Raw genomic sequence first — 18247 nt, 5'->3', positions numbered from 1 at the left:
CGTTTCAAAGTAGACGCAAGGACGTTTTACTTAAAACGCAAGTGCGCTTGAACTAAAACGCAAAAGAGTTTCAGTCCAAACGCACTTGCGTTTTTTTATGCTTTCTGAGAATCAGTTTATTTCCTCAATAAATCACTGATAAACAAACCAATATCCTCCTATCATAAGAAGTAGCATCAACAGTTCAGCCCCACGGTTGACACGGATGGCCACACGCATATCCCGACTATCCAACGGACGAGGATTATCTCCGATGAAGGGCTTGTAAACGGTCTCGCCGAAATAATCGTGCGGACCGCCAAAACGGCAGTTCAGAATGCCGGCCAGCGCGGCTTCCGGATAACCTGAATTAGGACTGGCATGCATCCGCCCGTAATGCGCCACGAACTTCAGCAACGACCAGCGACCGGAAACCAGTATCATCAGCAGAGAAGTAAGTCGGGCGGGAAGGTAATTGGCCACGTCGTCCATGCGGGCCGCCCAGCAGCCAAAATCTTTATAACGGGCATTGCGGTAGCCAATCATAGAGTCGAGGGTATTGACCATCTTATACGCCAGCATCCCCGACACACCCAACAGAAAATACCAGAAAAGCGGAGCGATGACACCGTCACTCAGGTTCTCGGCCAAGGTCTCAAGGGCAGCCGTACGCACCTCCTGGTCAGTCAAGGCAGAGGTATCTCTTCCCACGATGCGGGCCACCTGTTTTCTCCCGGCTTCCAGCGAAGTATCCGCCGCTTCAAACACCATCCGGACCTCATCTATCAGGGTTTTCCCGGCCAGACAATAAAATACGGCCACTACCGAAAGTGCTATCTTTACCCAGGGATGCAGCAGAGCTGCCGCTTCCAGCAACCCCTTGCTCACCAGAAAGGTTAGCACAACCAGCCCTATTGCGGTCCACGCTCCGTTCCGTCTGCGGTGAGCTCCCTGATTTCCTCTGCGCTCACACCGCGAAATCAGTTTTCCGAATCCTACCACCGGATGGGGCAACCACAGCGGGTCACCTAAAATCTTGTCAAGCAAAAAACCTCCTGCCAGGGGAATCAATCCCATTACGAGTTCTGTATCCATTCGTGTATGCCTTCAATTAATAGATTGTTTTCTTCTTCCGTCTGTATGGCGATACGGAAATAGCGCGCATCCAGCCCTTCGAAATTGGATGCATCGCGAATCAGCAGTCCGTGTCGGGTAGCCAAGAATTCCTTCAGTTGTGCCGCAGTACCCTTCTGCAGCCGCGCCAAGAAATAATGCGTATCCGTAGGCAGTACCTCTACCCCAAAAGCTTCCAGCGCATCGGTCACCCGTTTCCGTTCCGTCAGCAAAGCCTGTATGTCCATGCGATATTCCTCCGGATGCTGCAACAGGTAATGTCCGGCTTCTACGGCCAAGGCATTGACCGACCAAGGCATACGGCAGGCACGTATCCGGGAAAGAAGTTCCCTGCTGCCCGTCACCGCTCCCAGGCGCAGGCCCGGCACGGCATAGCATTTGGTCATGGAATGCAGCAGCAATACGTTAGGAAGTTTCACCGTCTCGGCTACAGACAGCACCTCTTTCTCTGTAAACAGCGCATACGACTGGTCAATGACAAACAGCTTTCGGGGATATGCGGCTATCAGTCGGCGAAGCGTGGCGGCATCCCATGTCTGCCCCGTGGGGTTGTTCGGATTACACAGCCAAAAAATCCCTTCGCCGTCCGTCAGCTTCTCCAGACTGGAAATGCCTTCCACCCGATGTCCATGCAAGCGGCAGGCATCGGCATATTCACTAAAGGTCGGTATCCATACAGCAGAATGACTTCCGCGAAAAGCCTGAGCAATGAGGTAGATGGCTTCCGTGGCTCCGTTCGTCACACAGACTTCCTCCGGACTGACACCATGCAACCGGGCCAGCTCGGCAGCCAGTGCATAGGGCTCCGGTTCCGGATAGGAACGGATGCACGGCAGGCATCCGGCCAGGTAGCGGTTCAACCCATCATGGTTCACCCGGTGGTACACATTCGAACTGAAATTGGCATGAATGGCCGTATAGCGATAGGCGTCGTCTCCGTGTCCGTTAATCATTTTGAGTCAGTATTTGGTAAAGCAGTGGCATGTTCAGGTGCTTCCGCACATGGTCGGCCAGCTTGTTGTATTGTTCCTCCTTGAAAGCGGCATAATCCAACTGAGGCTGGTCCAGCTTTTCGGCATACGGAGCCAGCAGCCACTCTATCACTTCCGGATTATCCAGTATGCCGTGAATGTAGGAGCCGGCACATTTCCGGTCTGCCACACAGCCATCCGTTTCTCCGTTCTCCAAACGTACCAGTGGAGTCAAAGTCTCTCCTTCCACCGCCGAAGTGCGCCCCATGTGGATTTCGTATCCCGTACAGGTCGGTTCTTCGGAAGACAGGAAAGCAAAACGTACCTGACGTGTCACCTTCTCTCCTTCGATGACCGTTTCTGTAGGCAGAAGTCCCAGTCCGGGCATCTGGCTGATGCTTCCTTCCACTCCGTCGGGGTCGGCAATACGTTGCCCCATCATCTGATATCCGCCACAAATTCCCATCACGGTAGCCCCGTTGCGGCGTGCCTGAAGAATGGCTTGTGCCACTCCGTTACGACGCAGTTCGTACAAATCGTCGATGGTACTCTTGCTGCCGGGCAGCAGGATGATGTCGGCCTTCATCAGGTCGTCCACGTTGTTCGTATAGTACAAGTTTACCCGTTCGTCATGCTCCAGCATATTGAAATCAGTGAAATTCGAGAGATGACGGAGCAATACCACCGCCACATTGACCTTCCCCTGCACCGCCTTCCGCTGTTTCAAGGAAAGTTCCACCGAGTCTTCTTCCTCGATGTAGATGTCGTGGTAATACGGTATCACGCCCAGCACCGGAATGCCACAGATTTCTTCCATCATCTTCACCCCCGATTCAAACAAGCGAAGGTCGCCACGAAACTTATTGACAATAATTCCCTTGATGCGCTTGCGGTCTTCCGGTGTCTGCAAGGCCACCGAACCGTAGGCACTGGCAAACACACCTCCCCGGTCGATATCGGCTACCAGAATCACATCCGCATGGGCATGACGCGCCATGGGCAGATTTACCAGATCCGTATCCTTCAGGTTGATTTCCGAGATACTGCCCGCTCCTTCCATCACCACCGGATTGTAACGGGCTGACAGACGGTCGAATGCCTGATTCACTTCCCGGCGCAACTCCTCACGCCCTTCTGTCCGGAAGTACTCATACGCACTCCGGTTGCCTATGGGCTTACCGTTCAGCACCACCTGTGCCGTCTGGTCGGAGGTCGGTTTCAGCAGCAACGGATTCATATCCGTATGGCAGGGTACTCCTGCGGCCTCAGCCTGCACTGCCTGTGCCCGTCCGATTTCCAGTCCTTCGGGAGTGGCATACGAATTGAGTGCCATGTTCTGTGCCTTGAAAGGTGCCGGATGGTACCCGTCCTGCAAGAAAATACGGCATAACGCCGCAGCCAGTACACTCTTACCCACGTCACTGCCTGTTCCGGCCAGCATGAGCGGATGCAAACGCGGAAGCGGCAGATCAATTTCCACCATCCCCCCGTAAAGAGGCAAGGCTTTCATGGCATCTTCCAGTTTCACCTTGCCGGCATAGACCTGTGCGGCTACCAGCACACCGCCATGGGCAAATACCAGTGCCGGACCTGAAGTACGGTCCAGGTGGTCAAAGAAGTCGGACACACGGGCCAGCACGTCCATGAACGATTCGCCTCCGGTAGTCCGAACCCGCAGGTAATCGTCATACCATTCCTGGATGCGCGGGTCGGTTATTTCCTCAAAACGCTGCATCTCCCACTCACCCATGTTCATTTCTTTCAGCCGCTCGTCACGTTCCGCTTCGGGAAAGCCGCAATAGGCTGCCAAGCGTGTACAGCGGGACAAAGGACTGGTATAGATACGTGAAAAACGCATTCCCGTATCCTGAAGGGCCTTTTTACATGCCTCTGCCTCTTCCTGGAACGAAGCACGCAGCGGCACGTCGGTCTGCCCGTAGCACGTCCCGGGTGCCACATCCACCGAAGTATGTCGAACTAAATATATTTTCATTTTCTTTTATCTAACCATATTAAAAATTATATGCCATTACTACTGCTCCCATCCAGCACGCCAGTTCACACAAAAGGAAAAGTGCACCACAACAGTCGCCGGTGTATCCTCCTAAACGTCGCTTGAGCAGCCAGCCCAATCCAATGAAAAGTACACAGGGAAAGCACAGCATTCCCCAGTAAGAAAGAGGTAAAAGCAGCAAGGGCAACAATCCTCCTGCGGCATTGGCTATCCACTCCGAAAGACTCATGCGGGTATAGACCACCTTGGCCTTGCTTTCTTCTTCTTTTCGGGCGTACGGAAGGAACAAGAGCATGAAACTGCATACAAACTTGCAGAAAGGGTCGGCCACGCACAGCACCCAGGGAATAACAGGCGCAGGCAAGGATACCAAAAGCGAGAACGAGAGCAGGTAATACAATATCAATCCCAGCACACCGTAACTCCCGATATGAGAATCTTTCATGATGCGGAGAATGCCTTCCCGGTCGCGTCCGCCACCAAATCCATCGAAGAAATCGGCCAGACCGTCTTCATGCAAAGCCCCCGTCAGGAAAAGACGGGTACACAAGGCCAGCAGTACCGCTACCGGCAGAGGAAACCAGGTGGAGAAAACCCAGAAAGACAGGGCCATCACTCCTCCCGTGAGCCATCCGCAAAGGCTCCAGTAGCTCACCACATGCCGGAAACATTCGGATGGCACGGTACAAATCCGCCAGAAAGGCAGACGGGTGAAAAACATCAAGGCAGCCAATAAATTGTTCATGAGGTCAGAAGTATTTGGTAATGGAAGCATGGGCAAAGGTATCCATCTCATTCAGCATCCGCACGGCTGAATCAAGGATAGGAAAAGCACAGACGGAGCCGCTTCCCTCACCCAGGCGCAATGACAGATTCAACAACGGACGGGCGTGCAGGTAGTCCAGCAACAGTTTGTGTCCGCTTTCATCTCCCTGATGTCCGAACACGGCATACGAAAGTACGTCGGGGCACAAACGCGAAGCAGCCAGTATGCAGTTGGTCATGATAAAGCCGTCCACCAGAATGACCATGCGCAGCTCGGCCGCACGCAGCATGCCACCTACTGCCATCATCATTTCAAGTCCTCCGAAGCGACACAGGATTTCTTCCACCGTATGCTCGCCCGAGAAATGTTGAAGAGCCTGCTGAAGCACCCGGAACTTATGGGTCATGGCTTCTCCATACAGACCACTGCCGGCTCCCACGCATTGTTCCAGTGGAATCCCCGTCAGGCAACTCATCCACAAGGAAGAAGCGGAAGTATTTCCTACTCCCATCTCACCGAAGCTTACCACGTTACAACCTGCTGCCTGAATACGATCTACACATTGTGCTCCACGCTCCAGACACAGATTCATTTCTTCAGGTGTCATGGCATCTTCGTGAAGGAAATTACGTGTACCGCGACGGACTTTCATATCAATGATGCCTTTTTCGTAGGGTAAGTCGTAATCCACTCCCGCATCAATGATTTCCAAGCGGAATCCGTGCTGGCGGCACAGAAAGTTGATACCGGCCCCTCCATGCAGGAAGTTACTGATTTGCTGCCAGGTAATCTCCTTCGGCGAAGCACTGACCTTCTCTTCCACAATGCCGTGGTCGGCTGCAAAAAGCAAGTTATACGGATTGTTCAACGAAGGCGACAAGGTCTGCTGAATCATACAAACCTGCAGGGCCAATTCCTCCAGACGCCCCAGAGAACCTTTCGGCTTCGTCAGGTTATCAATCTTTTCACGGGCTGCCTGCTCCAGTTCCGGACAGGCAATAGGTGCTATAGTAAACTTACGCATGATTTATCCTTTCACTTTAACCGGAATACCGCACACCATCAGCACTACCTGATCGGCTTTCGAAGCAATATACTGGTTCATCCATCCTTGCAAATCGGTAAAACGGCGTTGTACCTCATTGGGGGAAACGCCTCCCATGCCAATCTCGTTCGTGACGAAAATAAAGGTCGCATCCTGAGCGGTAAAACGGTCGAATTCCCGCTTCAAGGCTTCCAAGGCAAGTGACACTTCCGGCTGTTCCACAAAGTAGTTCGTGCACCAGAGCGTCACACAATCAATGACAGCCACCCGTCCCGTAATGTCATGGCGGCTCAGTTCCTTTTCTTCTTCGATGTTCGTCCACTCCGGCCCCCGGTTTTGCTGGTGACGCTCCACCCTGCGACGAAATTCCTCGTCCCATATCTTTGCCGTGGCCATATACACCGGCGATGCAGACAACTCATGAGCCAAGCGCTCTGCATAACTGCTTTTTCCGGAGCGCTCGCCGCCCGTAATCAGTATTATCTTCTTCATAATCTTCTGCTGTGGTTTTCAGCTTCCATTACTATAAATAAAAAACTGTCTCAAGGCAAATATGCACTCCGTAGCCGGAACGATGCATCCGTTTACCTTGAGACAGTTTCCTGTTCCAAATTGTACATCAAGCTGTACGACTCTTCTGCTTTATTCGGCTGCTTTTTCTGTTTCTACGAAATCAGTTTCTCCGTTTGACACCAGCAGGTTGTACCACTGAATCAATTTCTTAATGTCACTGGTATGTACGCGGTCACGGTCGTAGTTAGGCAATACTTCAGCCATAAATGCATGCAGTTCTTCCGCAGAAGCTTTCTTGTAATCCAAAGAAGTCACGTTGCCGTTTTCTTTCTTCTTTACAGATTCCAGCACTTCACCCAAAGCTACTTCTTCTGCATCAGTATACATGGCAATATCGCCCAATGAGATTACCTTGTCACTGGCATAGACCGGTACTCTTTTCTTTTCTGCACTGACTGTTTCCACAATCAGCATATTCTTTGCCTGAGAAATCAGTTTGTACAAACCTGGTTTTCCAGAAATCGCTAAAATAGTCTTCAACATATTATCTCTAATGATTAATTAAATTACGAGTGACAAAAATACAACGCACGAATGACATACACAAACTATCGGCCCGTTTTTCTATGGGCAAGCCACTCTCCCAACGCTGCAATCTGCGTATCCAGCTGTAGTTTTTCGTCATTGAAAATGACATAGTCGGCCCGACGCTTCTTTTCTTCGTCATCCATCTGTGCGGAAATACGGGCCTTTATCTGTGCTTCCGTAGCGGCATCCCGCTGCATAGCCCGCGTTATACGCAACTCCAAGGGAGCATATACCATCACGACATAGTCCACGATTGCATGAAAACCCGACTCAAACAGGATGGCGCTCTCCATAGCCACCACCTCCGTGCCGGATGCGGCCTGACGGTCTGCCCACTGTTGGAAATCTTCATGCACACAAGGATGAATAATACGGTTGACACGTCCGGCATTCTCTGCCGAGGCAAACAAGTAATTTGCCAGCACGGGCTTGTTCAATGAGCCGTCTGCCTTATACACTTCTTCTCCTAGCAGAGCCAATAAACCTTCACGAATCCGGGGATGAGAAAGCGTCAGTTTTTTGGCTTCCGTATCCGTATCGTATACAGGAATGCCTGCTTTTTCCAGCAAATGCGACACATAGGATTTACCGCTCCCGATACCTCCTGTAATTCCAATCTTGATCATTCTGATTCTTTTTCTTTAGAGGGTTCGCTTACGGTCTGCTGTTCAATCAAGTAATCTACAGAGGAAGGAGTCACACGCACGTGACTTACTACATCTGGATGTTTTTTGATGGTAAGCGGCAGTTTCTCGGATTTATTGCCAATCACGTCAGCATAAGAAACACCGACCAGAAAATCGTTCTCCGTCACAGACTTGAAGTTCTTCAGTCCCACCTGTACAGTTACCTGCACCTTCGACGGGAAAGTCCGCAAGACCTTTCCTTTCGGGAAACCGATTCCTACCACAGGCACCTCCAACGTCTTTTCTGAATACATATCTACACAAGCTACCACATCTACGGATGACGGCACGAACTTCACGCCATGAAGCTTTTGCAAATTGATATGTTTCTTCAGCGTATCCGTTACATTGGTCCAATGGAAAGGCTGTGTATATGCTGTCAGAATGGTATTCAGCACACCTTGAGGAGCATATACTACCACAGAATCGGGTATCACCTGAATATCTGACACATAATACTGCCGGCCGGCTGAGACCTCTCCTCCCACCGCTACCGGCACCTTCTTGGGTATTCCCCTTGAATAGATATAATCCAGTGTGTCCGGACGTACGGCAAGCAGTTGCGTAGAGTTATTCAACTGGGCACTGATTTTTTTCAGTACCTCAGTCTGAGGAATGCGGACATAAGAACCTTTATCCTGATAATCCTCAAAGTTAAAAGTCAGCGGAAAGAAAGTACGTCCCAGCATGTAGTTCAGCAGTACCGTACCTCTGTCTTCTACCTTCACCCGAATCTCATCAGGCAGTTCAGACGTCATGACCACCTCTTTCGGCACATTCTTCAGTCTGACCGGAATCTTAAACTCGGTCTGATACGTGTCGTTCATGGTCTGCAAGAACCAGAAACAAAGCGACACGAACACGAAAAACAGAAAAATCAGGAACTCTCTGCTCTTGGCACTGAGCAGAAAGTTCCTGATTTTTCGTACAAGTATCAAGTAATATCTCTTTATGTTCTTTCGATCGAACATAGTCATTCATATTTATTTCGCAGGCTGAGCCTGTGCATCTGCATAAATTGAGTTCTTATCTACCTTGATTTTTACACCGGCAGCAACTTCAACTATTACAGTATTATCTTCTATTTCCTTGATTTTTCCATAAATACCACCCGCAGTAACTACAGACTGGCCTACTTCCAGATTCTTACGGAAATTGGCGATTTCTTTCTGCTTCTTGTTCTGGGGACGAATCATAAAAAAGTACATAATGGCAAAAATAGCCACCATCATAATAAGGAAAGAGTAATCTGCTCCTCCCTGTGCCTGCAATACTACAGCTAACAAATTCATACGTTTTTCGGTTTAGATTAATAATAGCTGGACAAATATATTAGTTTTTAGTCAGCTTGTTTTCCTTTTTCAATTGATTAACAATACCGTCCAAAGTACCATTGATGAAACCGCCACTCTTCGGAGTGCTATACAGCTTGGCAATTTCCACGTATTCATTCAACGAGACATTTACCGGAATGTTAGGGAAACTCAGAATCTCAGCCAATGCAATCTGCATGATGATAACATCCATCACAGCTACTCGGCTCAAATCCCAGTTCTTTGAATTCTCACTGATTAAATGACGGTAATAATCTGCATTCAGGATAGAACGACGGAACAAGCGGCGAGCGAAGTCCTGATCTTCTTCATCCTTAAATTCAGGAAGAAGTTCCTGCTTTTCACCGTTCTCAGGATTGAAGCGTTTGATAGTCTTCAACACAAAAGTATCCACGATTTCCTTATCGTCATTCCAATACAAGCTCTGGTCTTCCAGAACTTCATCAAGAGCTGTATTGTTGAAAATAATTTTCTTGTACAGTTTTCTCCACAATTCACGATCCTCTTCGTATGAAGAAGTTTCGCTGGCCATATACTCCTTATATATATCACTCTGCATGATTTGTTCACACAGATTTTTAATGAAATCGCCTTCATTTTCCCAGGTTTTCTTCTGAGAAGAAGCAAAAGCATTCAACTGTTTGTTGATTTCCAACTGCGCAATGAAGCGATTTTCTACAAATTTCATGTTGGGAGACAAATCTTCTTTGGTAGGAACCAACTTGTTTTTTGCTGCATCCAACCGCTTGTTGGCATACTTGGTTACCTCTACCATCAAAAGCAAAAGATAGTTGTACAAATCATACGCTTTAGATAAACTGAAGAACAACTCCTTTTCTGCAGTATCCAAATTTTTACCTCCGTTCTGATAATACGCATAAATTATCTGAACTATCTTCAGACGAATAAGAACTCTGTTAATCATAATATATAAACAAACTATATTTTATTTTAGGTGGGCAAAAGTAAGCATTTTTCCTTTATTACACACCATAAAGCCTTATATTTTTTCTTTTTTTTCAGAGATTCGACATTTTTCCTCATTCTCTTTTGGCACATTGCAAAAAAATATTCAAATTTGAACGCATTTTTATTAGTAACAGTGAGTTATGGAAGAACTGAAGAAGAAAAGTACGACTATTGAAAACGACAAAGAAATCGTTTTCTCCAAAGCTATCAAAGCTGGAAAACGAATTTACTACTTGGATGTAAAGAAAAACCGGAAAGAGGAAATGTTCATTGCTATCACCGAAAGCAAGAAAGTGGTATCTCTTGACAAAGATGATCCTCAGGTTAATTTTGAGAAGCACAAAATTTTCCTGTACAAGGAAGATTTTGAGAAGTTTATGAACGGTTTACAGCAGGCCATCGATTTTATCGGACACGAACAGGGGACCACAAGTGAAACACATTATCAGCCTGCTACAACCACAGAAGAGATTCCTTCACAATCAGAAGAAATAAAAATTGACATCGATTTTTAAGATAAAGCGCAAAAAGCACTGATTCCAACTTGAATTACAGGAATTTATTCCGTGAACATTTGGAAAGTAAAAAGAAAATGCATACCTTTGCGCCGCTTTTTCAAGCTCATCGTGTGATATACCACATCGTGTGATGGCGAATTAAGCAAACAATCAACTTAATTTAGAGTAACACAAAAAATTAAAAACAATGAAATCAATCGAAATCAAAGGTTCTTTGAGAACTGAAACTGGTAAGAAAGCCACTCGTGAACTTCGTAAAGACAATGGTGTTCCTTGCGTATTGTACGGAACTCAGAAAGATGAAAATGGCAATCAGGTTGCTACTCACTTTACAGTTCCTACTGAAGGCTTGCGTAACTTGGTATACACACCGCACATCTACGTTGTAGACCTGAACATTGATGGCAAGATTGTAAACGCTATCATGAAAGATATCCAGTTCCACCCTGTAACAGACAAAATCCTGCACGTTGACTTCTATCAGATCGACGAAAGCAAACCTATCGTAATGGAAGTTCCTGTGAAGTTGGAAGGTTTGGCAGAAGGTGTGAAAGCCGGTGGTAAATTGGCTCTGCAGATCCGTAAGTTGAAAGTGAAAGCTTTGTACAATGTAATTCCTGAACGTCTGGTTGTAGACGTAACTCCGCTGGGATTGGGTAAAACTATCAAAGTGGGTGAACTGAAATACGAAGGTCTGGAACTGCTGAACGCAAAAGAAGCTGTGGTTTGTGCAGTTAAATTGACTCGTGCCGCTCGTGGTGCTCAGGCTGCTGCTGGTAAATAATTTCAGTAACCTAAAACTACAAAAATCCTTTCAATGAAATACTTGATTGTTGGACTGGGGAATATCGGTGAAGAATACCGCGAAACCCGTCATAATATAGGATTTATGGTATTGGACGCCTTGGCTAAGGCGTCCAATATTGTTTTTAGCGACGGACGTTATGGAGCTACCGCCCAGCTCTCGCTAAAAGGCAGACAATTGATTCTGCTCAAACCATCCACTTACATGAACCTGAGTGGGAATGCAGTACGCTATTGGATGCAACAAGAAAAAATCCCTCTAGAAAACGTATTGATTGTAGTAGATGACCTGGCCCTGCCTTTTGGTACCCTGCGACTGAAAGGAAAAGGTAGTGATGCAGGCCACAACGGATTAAAGCACATTGCTGCTACGTTAGGCACTCAGAACTATGCCCGCCTGCGATTTGGCATCGGAAACGACTTCCCGAAAGGAGGACAAATTGATTTTGTTCTCGGACATTTCGACGAAGAATCCATGAAGCTGATGCCGGAACGCTTGGAGGTAGCACAGGAAATCATCAAGAGTTTCTGTCTGGCCGGACTGAACATCACCATGAATCAATATAATAACAAATAAGAACCATGCCGGAAGCACGAATTGACAAATGGATGTGGGCTGCACGTATCTTCAAGACAAGAACCATTGCTGCCGAAGCCTGCAAAAAAGGAAGAATCTCGATCAACGGTTCTCAGGTGAAACCTGCCCGAATGGTGAAACCAGGGGACGTGGTACAGGTCAGGAAGCCTCCTGTAACTTATTCCTTCAAGGTGCTGCAGGCCATTGAAAAAAGAGTGGGAGCCAAACTGGTACCGGAAATCATGGAAAACGTGACCACACCCGACCAGTATGAATTGCTGGAGATGAGTAAAATCAGCGGATTCGTAGACCGTGCCCGTGGTACTGGACGCCCCACAAAAAAAGAACGAAGAGACTTGGACGAGTTCTTCATGCCAGAGTACCTGGACGACTTTGACTTCGACTTTGATGACGAGGAAGAGGATGAAGAATAAATATTGTCCACATTAAAAATAAAAGCTGGACTTGCCTATTCACTTGTGCAAGTCCAGCTTTTTTATTCTGCCTTGGCTGTCACCTCAGAGGCTTCAAACAACGCATTCAAATTCTTTTCCTCTCCTACGACCCATACCACATCGCCCCTCTGCAACTCAAAAGAGACTTCCGGCTGCCGCAGGTTACTATCGTCGGCAGACTCAATTCCTACCACCAGACAATGGTATTTGTTGCGGATACCACTTTCACGAATCGTACGTCCGCAAAACGGCGAGTTCCTTGCAATGACAAACTGCTTCAAGTACATCTCGCGGTTCTCAAAGTCCTCATCCTTGTAACCTTCTGCTACCTTTTCCAGCTGTCCGGAGAATACAGACAACTGTTCGTCGGTTCCGATAACCTGCAACTTGTCATTCGGGAAAATCCGGCTTCCTCCACCCGGGATGTTAATGCGATGCGCACCTCGTATGATAGAAGCCACATGCACTCCGTATTTCTTTCCGAAGTCAAGTTCCATCAAGGTCTTTCCTCCCCACAACGAGTCGGCAGGAACCACAAAATCCGACAGGTGCAAATCACGGTCCAGCAGTCGTCCGGCATATTCCGGCTGGCTCTCGCCCAAATACGCTTTCTTTATTTCCTTGGAACGGAGATTCTGCACAAACACCCTTTCCATCCCGATTGACTGCTTTTTCAAGAAACGAGAGAAAATCATCAGCAGGACGACCAGAATGGCAATACCCACCATCAGCGCGGCAGAGGCCTGGAACAGATGCTTGATGATGTAGACCACAAACAATACAGCCAGCACAATGCGAAGCAATACGATTGAAATCAGCGGTGCATGATTGAAACGGCTGTCCGCCCAAAGTGCCTTGAACTCGATGGAATGATTTTTCTTCATAATCATGGCGCGCAGGAAAGGAGAAATCAACAAGATGGTCACTACCGCTCCCAACACTTTTCCCCAGAAACCTCCCAGTGCGGAAATCAAAAGAGGAAGGAACAGATTGAATGACAGTACCACCATCGCAATGGAAAGCACCAGGTAAATCAATGTGATACGCACAATAGAAGTCAACAGCTTTTTCCAGTTATTCTGATGATTCACAGGCTGTACTCCTACCGAATAACGTTCCAGCAAGTGTTTCCAAAATACCGGAAGATGACGGTCTACCCAGCCATAAGCAGGACCGGACAAACGAATCATATAAGGAGTAAGGAAGGTCGTTATCACGGATACAGCCACCACAATCGGATATAGGAAAGAACTTGTCACATTCAGGCTTACTCCCAATGCCGCGATGATAAAGGCAAATTCACCAATCTGTGTCAAACTGAATCCACACTGCATGGCGATTTTCAACGGCTGACCTGACAGCAACACACCTCCCGTACCAAAGATAGTCTGCCCCAACAATATGGCTACCACAATCGCCAGGATTGGCCAGATGTATTCCACAATCATGTTCGGGTCGACCATCATCCCGACAGATACGAAGAAGATAGCTCCAAACAAATCTTTCACCGGAGCCACAAGCTTGTCAATGTGTTCCGATTCCACCGTTTCCGCCAGAATAGAACCCATGATAAATGCACCAAAAGCTGGAGAGAAGCCTACACGGGCAGCCAGCACCACCATCCCGAAGCACAAGGCCAAGGACACAATCAGCAACGTCTCGTCACTCATCAGTTTGCGTGCCCTCTTCAAGAAAAGCGGAATCAGATAAATACCTACCACAAACCAGAGAATCAGGAAGAACACCAGTTTCCCGATACTGTAAATCATCTCACTTCCTTCAAAATTCTTACTTACGGCCATGGTAGAAAGCATTACCATCAGCACAATGGCCAGAATATCTTCCAGAATCAGAATACTTAGCACCAACCCGGCAAAACGCTGTTGCCGAAGCCCCAAATCATCAAATGCCTTATAGATAATGGTGGTGGAGGACATGGCCAGCATTCCTCCCAAATAAATGCAGTCCATCTGCTTCCATCCAAACATCCAGCCCACAAACACACCGACCAGTATCATGCAGAAGATAATCGTACAGGCCGATATGACTGCCGAACCTCCCACTTTCATCAGTTTCTTGAAGCTGAATTCCAATCCCAGCGCAAACAAAAGGAAGATGACACCAATCTCCGACCAAGTCTGGATATTATCCGCATCTACCACCGAAGGGGTAAACGCAAAATGAGGACTACAAACAAAACCTGCGACAATATAGCCTAACACCAAAGGCTGCTTCAATTTCTTAAATAGTAATGTCATGATTCCAGCACTAATCAATATCAAGGCCAGATCACTGATAAGAGGAGCTAAATGCGACATAATAATAGTTGTATTTTATTTTGCGCAAAAATAACGAATTCCTTACAAGAAATATCCCCCTGAGAGACAAATATGAAACAGAAGTTTCCAATTCAACCAATAATGTTGTAATTTTGTCCCATTCTAAATAAAGAAAATATGAATACTACTAAAACTACACAAACCTTTCCAGTGCTGGACATGAGTTGCGCCGCCTGTGCCACACGGGTGGAAAAGACACTGAACCGTCAACCGGGTGTATATCATGCTCAGGTGAATTATGCAGCCGCCACGGCCACTGTAGAATACAACCCCCAGGAATGTACACCCGAAACATTAAAAGGTGCCATTCAGAATGCCGGATACGACCTGGTCATTGAAACAAATGCTCAAAAAGAGAAAATAGCAGAAGATGCACATAGCCGGAAGTACCGTCAACTAAAACAGCGTACTTTCTTTTCGCTGATGCTTTCCGTGCCCGTAGCCATTATCGGCATGTGCTTCATGGACTGGACTTACGCCAATTACGTGATGTGGATTCTTTCCACCCCCGTAGTGTTCTGGTTGGGAAGAGATTTCTACCGCAATGCCTGGAAACAGTTGAAGCACCGCACTTCCAACATGGACACGCTGGTAGCCGTGAGTACTGGCATTGCCTATACATTCAGCCTGTTCAACCTGTTCTGGCCGGAGTTCTGGCTGAGCAGAGGTATTCACCCTCACGTGTACTTTGAGGCGGCCAGCGTCATCATCTCTTTTATCCTGCTCGGACGGTTACTGGAAGAGAAAGCCAAAGGAAATACATCGGAAGCCATCAAAAAACTGATGGGACTGCAGCCGGCCACGGTCACTATTCTCACTCCGGAAGGACAGCTGAAAGAAATTCCCGTGGAACAAGTACAGCAGGGTCAGCGACTGGTAGTCAAACCGGGCAGCCGCATTGCCGTGGACGGAACCGTATATGAAGGCAGTTCCTATGTAGACGAGAGCATGCTCACCGGCGAACCGCTTCCTACCGAAAAGACTCCCGGTGCCAAGGTATATGCCAGCACCATCAACCAGAAAGGAAGTTTCAGTTTCATCGCCGACAAAGTAGGCAGTGAAACCGTTCTGGCTCATATCATCCGCATGGTGCAAGATGCACAAGGCAGCAAGGCCCCCGTACAGCAATTAGTAGACCGCATCGCGGCTATCTTCGTGCCTACCATCCTGAGCATTGCCGTTCTTTCGTTTTTAGTCTGGATATGGCTGGACAATGCCAACGGATTCACCCACGGCTTGCTGGCCGCAGTTACCGTCACCATCATTGCCTGCCCCTGTGCTTTAGGGCTGGCCACACCGACGGCCATCATGGTCGGCATCGGAAAGGGGGCTGAAAACGGTATCCTGATTAAAGATGCGGAAAGTCTGGAAACAGCCCGTAAGGTGAACGCCATCGTACTCGATAAAACCGGCACGCTAACCGAAGGACACCCCACGGTGACCGACATCTCCGACCCGCTTCTTCAATCTCCGTTAGGCGATGTGCTCTTTACCCTAGAAAGCGCTTCGGAACACCCTCTGGCACAAGCCATCGTGCAGCATCAGACCCGCCAGATACTTCCCATGGAAGAATTTGAAAGTCTGACAGGATTAGGAGTGCGAGGCAAAATCAACGGTACCTATTATTATGCCGGCAACCGCCGACTGCTGGAGACTCACCATCTTACCGTGTCCCCTGCCCTGACGGAAGAAGCTGCCCGACTAAGCCAGGAGGCCAAGACCGTCATCTGGCTGGCCGATTCACAGCAGGCATTAGGACTGGTAGCCATTGCCGACCGCATCAAGCCGACCTCCAGAGAGGCTGTCAGACAATTGCAGGAGATGGGAATCTCAACTTATATGCTGACCGGTGACAATCCGGAAACGGCTCAAAGAATTGCAGCACAATGCGGCATCACCCACTTTCAGGCTGAGGTACTTCCGCAGCAGAAGGCCCAATTCATCAAGGACTTGCAAAAGGAAGGCAAAATCGTAGCCATGGTGGGTGACGGCATCAATGACAGTGCGGCACTGGCTCAAGCCGACCTCAGCATTGCCATGGGAAAAGGAAGCGACATCGCCATGGACGTGGCTAAAATGACGCTCATCTCATCCGACCTGAACAAGATTACCGATGCCATCCGCCTTTCTCAGGCCACCGTACGCACCATCCGCGAGAATCTTTTCTGGGCTTTCATCTACAACCTGATAGGTATTCCGTTAGCCGCCGGTATTCTGTACCCCATCAACGGCTTCCTGTTGAATCCGATGATAGCCGGAGCCGCCATGGCCATGAGCAGTGTCAGCGTAGTAAGCAACAGTCTGCGACTGAAACGGAAGAAATTCGCACACACCGCAGTGACCGTACAAGAGGAAGTACAACCCACTGAAGGAATCACCGCACCCGCAGTGGAAACAGCTATTCCACAGCCGGAAATCACTGCTTCCTCCGCTTCCGAAATCCGGAAAACCTATCTGGTAGAGGGAATGATGTGCGACCACTGCCGCACCCGCGTAGAGAAAGTGCTGAACATGTGGGAAGGTGCCTCCGCTCAGGTTACACTCACTCCGCCGGAAGCCGTCATTACCTTCCAAGGGAAAGTTCCTGCACTTGCAGAACTGCAACAGTTAATTGATGAAAAAGCCGGAGACTATTCCCTGACAGAAAAAGCTGATTGACCTTGTTTTTACCCCATACCCCGCACAAATTCAAAAAAAGTCGTATATTTGAAGCAACAATTCAAATATACGACTTATGAAACGAACACATTTTTTTCATGGAATACTTCTGATTGTAGTCATTCTTTCCTTTATGGCATGCAAGGATGATCATGGACCTATTTACCTGATCAGTGCCACAGACCATCAACAAATTACTGACGGCAAACTGGAAATCAATCTGTTCAGTAAAGGCGAGAAATTCTTGATTCGAGGAGGAGAAGGAAATTATACTATCAAAAACGAAAACGAGGAAATCGTGGACTACCGCTACGATGGCGATACCCTGACATTCATTCCAGTCAGCATCGGAGCCACCACCACCCTCATTGCCGACCGTTCAGGCAACAGCTATACCCTGTCCATCTCTGTCAACAACCCACAAAGCAATTACCGGGTAGACAGCATCAGTGCCACTGTAGAAGGAGACGAACTGACCAAAGGGGAAGAAGCCGAACTGATTGCACGAATCACCGAAGATGCACCGGTACAGCCCGGCGGACGTATGCTGTTCACTTATTCCGATGCTTCCCTGACTTACGGCGACCTGAAAATCTTCCCTAACAACACTGGGAATTATCAGATTGGTATTTTTGAACGTACCTTGAAATATGCTGAAGATACCGGCGAACCTTATCAGCAAATCGAAGCTGAAATGGCAGGAAGTACCAAAAAGACCTACACATTCATGTTATTCGAGGACGAAGCATCTTCCGCTCAGACTACAACCGGACAAGAAGAAACAACTACCGTCAGCTTGATTAAAGAAGATGTGACTGCACAATACAAAGGAGAATTCAGCGGACTCACTAAGGCTTATTGTATCTATCACCTGACCAAACTGCCTTAACTTTCTCC

General features: G+C 48.0%; 18 protein-coding genes and 1 pseudogene. 6 read left to right on the top strand and 13 right to left on the bottom strand.

The features are described from left to right. Nucleotides 1-132: 132 nt before the first annotated feature. The 12 genes and pseudogenes from cbiB to nusB form a co-directional block, all read right to left on the bottom strand. Entirely contained in the window at nt 133-1074 is a 942-nt protein-coding gene (gene cbiB, locus BACPLE_RS15430) for an adenosylcobinamide-phosphate synthase CbiB (protein WP_007563638.1), read from the bottom strand. Next, entirely contained in the window at nt 1056-2066 is a 1011-nt protein-coding gene (locus BACPLE_RS15425; RefSeq protein ID WP_007563637.1) for a threonine-phosphate decarboxylase, read from the bottom strand. Before BACPLE_RS15425 ends, cbiB begins: the two co-directional genes overlap by 19 nt. After that, entirely contained in the window at nt 2059-3567 is a 1509-nt protein-coding gene (locus BACPLE_RS15420) for a cobyric acid synthase (RefSeq protein WP_040313392.1), read from the bottom strand. Before BACPLE_RS15420 ends, BACPLE_RS15425 begins: the two co-directional genes overlap by 8 nt. Nucleotides 3568-3570: 3 nt before the next feature. Next, a pseudogene (gene cobC, locus BACPLE_RS19915) lies at nt 3571-4077 on the bottom strand (alpha-ribazole phosphatase); the annotation flags it as partial. Nucleotides 4078-4096: 19 nt separating this feature from the next. Further along, nucleotides 4097-4843, bottom strand: a complete 747-nt coding sequence (locus BACPLE_RS15415; protein ID WP_040313332.1) for an adenosylcobinamide-GDP ribazoletransferase — start codon at nt 4841-4843, stop codon at nt 4097-4099. A gap of 4 nt (nt 4844-4847) precedes the next feature. Continuing rightward, nucleotides 4848-5888, bottom strand: a complete 1041-nt coding sequence (gene cobT / locus BACPLE_RS15410; protein ID WP_007563631.1) for a nicotinate-nucleotide--dimethylbenzimidazole phosphoribosyltransferase — start codon at nt 5886-5888, stop codon at nt 4848-4850. A gap of 3 nt (nt 5889-5891) precedes the next feature. Further along, a complete protein-coding gene (cobU, locus tag BACPLE_RS15405; protein WP_007563628.1) occupies nt 5892-6401 on the bottom strand; it encodes a bifunctional adenosylcobinamide kinase/adenosylcobinamide-phosphate guanylyltransferase in 510 nt (169 codons plus the stop codon). 150 nt (nt 6402-6551) lie between these two features. After that, nucleotides 6552-6965 (bottom strand): DUF5606 family protein, encoded by a 414-nt coding sequence (locus BACPLE_RS15400; RefSeq protein WP_007563626.1) that lies wholly within the window; start codon nt 6963-6965, stop codon nt 6552-6554. Nucleotides 6966-7030: 65 nt separating this feature from the next. After that, on the bottom strand, nt 7031-7636 hold the full coding sequence (gene coaE / locus BACPLE_RS15395) for a dephospho-CoA kinase (protein WP_007563624.1): 606 nt from the start codon (nt 7634-7636) through the stop codon (nt 7031-7033). After that, entirely contained in the window at nt 7633-8667 is a 1035-nt protein-coding gene (locus BACPLE_RS15390; protein ID WP_040313391.1) for a CdaR family protein, read from the bottom strand. The genes coaE and BACPLE_RS15390 overlap by 4 nt, the downstream gene beginning before the upstream one ends. A 12-nt stretch (nt 8668-8679) precedes the next feature. Beyond that, nucleotides 8680-8988 carry a preprotein translocase subunit YajC gene (gene yajC, locus BACPLE_RS15385; protein WP_007563619.1) on the bottom strand — a complete coding sequence of 103 codons (309 nt, stop codon included), beginning with the start codon at nt 8986-8988 and terminating at the stop codon, nt 8680-8682. Between the two features lie 40 nt (nt 8989-9028). Next, a complete protein-coding gene (gene nusB, locus BACPLE_RS15380; RefSeq protein WP_007563617.1) occupies nt 9029-9955 on the bottom strand; it encodes a transcription antitermination factor NusB in 927 nt (308 codons plus the stop codon). A gap of 184 nt (nt 9956-10139) precedes the next feature. Between nusB and BACPLE_RS15375 the strand changes: the two genes are divergently transcribed. From BACPLE_RS15375 to BACPLE_RS15360, 4 genes are all read left to right on the top strand, one after another. Beyond that, nucleotides 10140-10514: a PUR family DNA/RNA-binding protein gene (locus BACPLE_RS15375; RefSeq protein WP_007563615.1), complete on the top strand. Its 375-nt coding sequence runs from the start codon at nt 10140-10142 to the stop codon at nt 10512-10514. A gap of 190 nt (nt 10515-10704) precedes the next feature. After that, entirely contained in the window at nt 10705-11301 is a 597-nt protein-coding gene (locus BACPLE_RS15370) for a 50S ribosomal protein L25/general stress protein Ctc (RefSeq protein WP_007563613.1), read from the top strand. Between the two features lie 33 nt (nt 11302-11334). Beyond that, nucleotides 11335-11898 carry an aminoacyl-tRNA hydrolase gene (gene pth / locus BACPLE_RS15365; protein ID WP_007563611.1) on the top strand — a complete coding sequence of 188 codons (564 nt, stop codon included), beginning with the start codon at nt 11335-11337 and terminating at the stop codon, nt 11896-11898. Between the two features lie 5 nt (nt 11899-11903). Beyond that, entirely contained in the window at nt 11904-12332 is a 429-nt protein-coding gene (locus tag BACPLE_RS15360; protein WP_007563610.1) for an RNA-binding S4 domain-containing protein, read from the top strand. 62 nt (nt 12333-12394) lie between these two features. Here BACPLE_RS15360 and BACPLE_RS15355 read toward each other — a convergent pair whose 3' ends face one another. Next, nucleotides 12395-14671: a cation:proton antiporter gene (locus BACPLE_RS15355; protein WP_007563608.1), complete on the bottom strand. Its 2277-nt coding sequence runs from the start codon at nt 14669-14671 to the stop codon at nt 12395-12397. A gap of 138 nt (nt 14672-14809) precedes the next feature. On the opposite strand from BACPLE_RS15355, the gene BACPLE_RS15350 reads away from it, so the two are divergent. Together BACPLE_RS15350 and BACPLE_RS15345 are read left to right on the top strand one after the other, a co-directional pair. Continuing rightward, entirely contained in the window at nt 14810-17350 is a 2541-nt protein-coding gene (locus BACPLE_RS15350) for a heavy metal translocating P-type ATPase (protein ID WP_007563606.1), read from the top strand. 76 nt (nt 17351-17426) lie between these two features. After that, nucleotides 17427-18239: a hypothetical protein gene (locus BACPLE_RS15345; RefSeq protein ID WP_007563604.1), complete on the top strand. Its 813-nt coding sequence runs from the start codon at nt 17427-17429 to the stop codon at nt 18237-18239. Nucleotides 18240-18247: the final 8 nt, after the last annotated feature.

Origin of the sequence: Phocaeicola plebeius DSM 17135, assembly GCF_000187895.1 — a bacterium.
Lineage (GTDB): Bacteria > Bacteroidota > Bacteroidia > Bacteroidales > Bacteroidaceae > Phocaeicola > Phocaeicola plebeius.
This window is presented reverse-complemented; position numbering and strand designations above follow the sequence as displayed.

Bases quoted from the DNA above. Each gene is read 5' to 3' on its own strand.
- pth (WP_007563611.1), top strand. From the start codon at position 11,335: ATGAAATACTTGATTGTTGGACTGGGGAATATCGGTGAAGAATACCGC.
- BACPLE_RS15375 (WP_007563615.1), top strand. From the start codon at position 10,140: ATGGAAGAACTGAAGAAGAAAAGTACGACTATTGAAAACGACAAAGAA.
- BACPLE_RS15355 (WP_007563608.1), bottom strand. From the start codon at position 14,671: ATGTCGCATTTAGCTCCTCTTATCAGTGATCTGGCCTTGATATTGATT.
- BACPLE_RS15400 (WP_007563626.1), bottom strand. From the start codon at position 6,965: ATGTTGAAGACTATTTTAGCGATTTCTGGAAAACCAGGTTTGTACAAA.
- BACPLE_RS15370 (WP_007563613.1), top strand. From the start codon at position 10,705: ATGAAATCAATCGAAATCAAAGGTTCTTTGAGAACTGAAACTGGTAAG.
- BACPLE_RS15425 (WP_007563637.1), bottom strand. From the start codon at position 2,066: ATGATTAACGGACACGGAGACGACGCCTATCGCTATACGGCCATTCAT.
- yajC (WP_007563619.1), bottom strand. From the start codon at position 8,988: ATGAATTTGTTAGCTGTAGTATTGCAGGCACAGGGAGGAGCAGATTAC.
- cbiB (WP_007563638.1), bottom strand. From the start codon at position 1,074: ATGGATACAGAACTCGTAATGGGATTGATTCCCCTGGCAGGAGGTTTT.
- BACPLE_RS15390 (WP_040313391.1), bottom strand. From the start codon at position 8,667: ATGTTCGATCGAAAGAACATAAAGAGATATTACTTGATACTTGTACGA.
- BACPLE_RS15415 (WP_040313332.1), bottom strand. From the start codon at position 4,843: ATGAACAATTTATTGGCTGCCTTGATGTTTTTCACCCGTCTGCCTTTC.
- cobU (WP_007563628.1), bottom strand. From the start codon at position 6,401: ATGAAGAAGATAATACTGATTACGGGCGGCGAGCGCTCCGGAAAAAGC.
- BACPLE_RS15420 (WP_040313392.1), bottom strand. From the start codon at position 3,567: ATGGTGGAAATTGATCTGCCGCTTCCGCGTTTGCATCCGCTCATGCTG.
- cobT (WP_007563631.1), bottom strand. From the start codon at position 5,888: ATGCGTAAGTTTACTATAGCACCTATTGCCTGTCCGGAACTGGAGCAG.
- coaE (WP_007563624.1), bottom strand. From the start codon at position 7,636: ATGATCAAGATTGGAATTACAGGAGGTATCGGGAGCGGTAAATCCTAT.
- BACPLE_RS15350 (WP_007563606.1), top strand. From the start codon at position 14,810: ATGAATACTACTAAAACTACACAAACCTTTCCAGTGCTGGACATGAGT.
- nusB (WP_007563617.1), bottom strand. From the start codon at position 9,955: ATGATTAACAGAGTTCTTATTCGTCTGAAGATAGTTCAGATAATTTAT.
- BACPLE_RS15360 (WP_007563610.1), top strand. From the start codon at position 11,904: ATGCCGGAAGCACGAATTGACAAATGGATGTGGGCTGCACGTATCTTC.
- BACPLE_RS15345 (WP_007563604.1), top strand. From the start codon at position 17,427: ATGAAACGAACACATTTTTTTCATGGAATACTTCTGATTGTAGTCATT.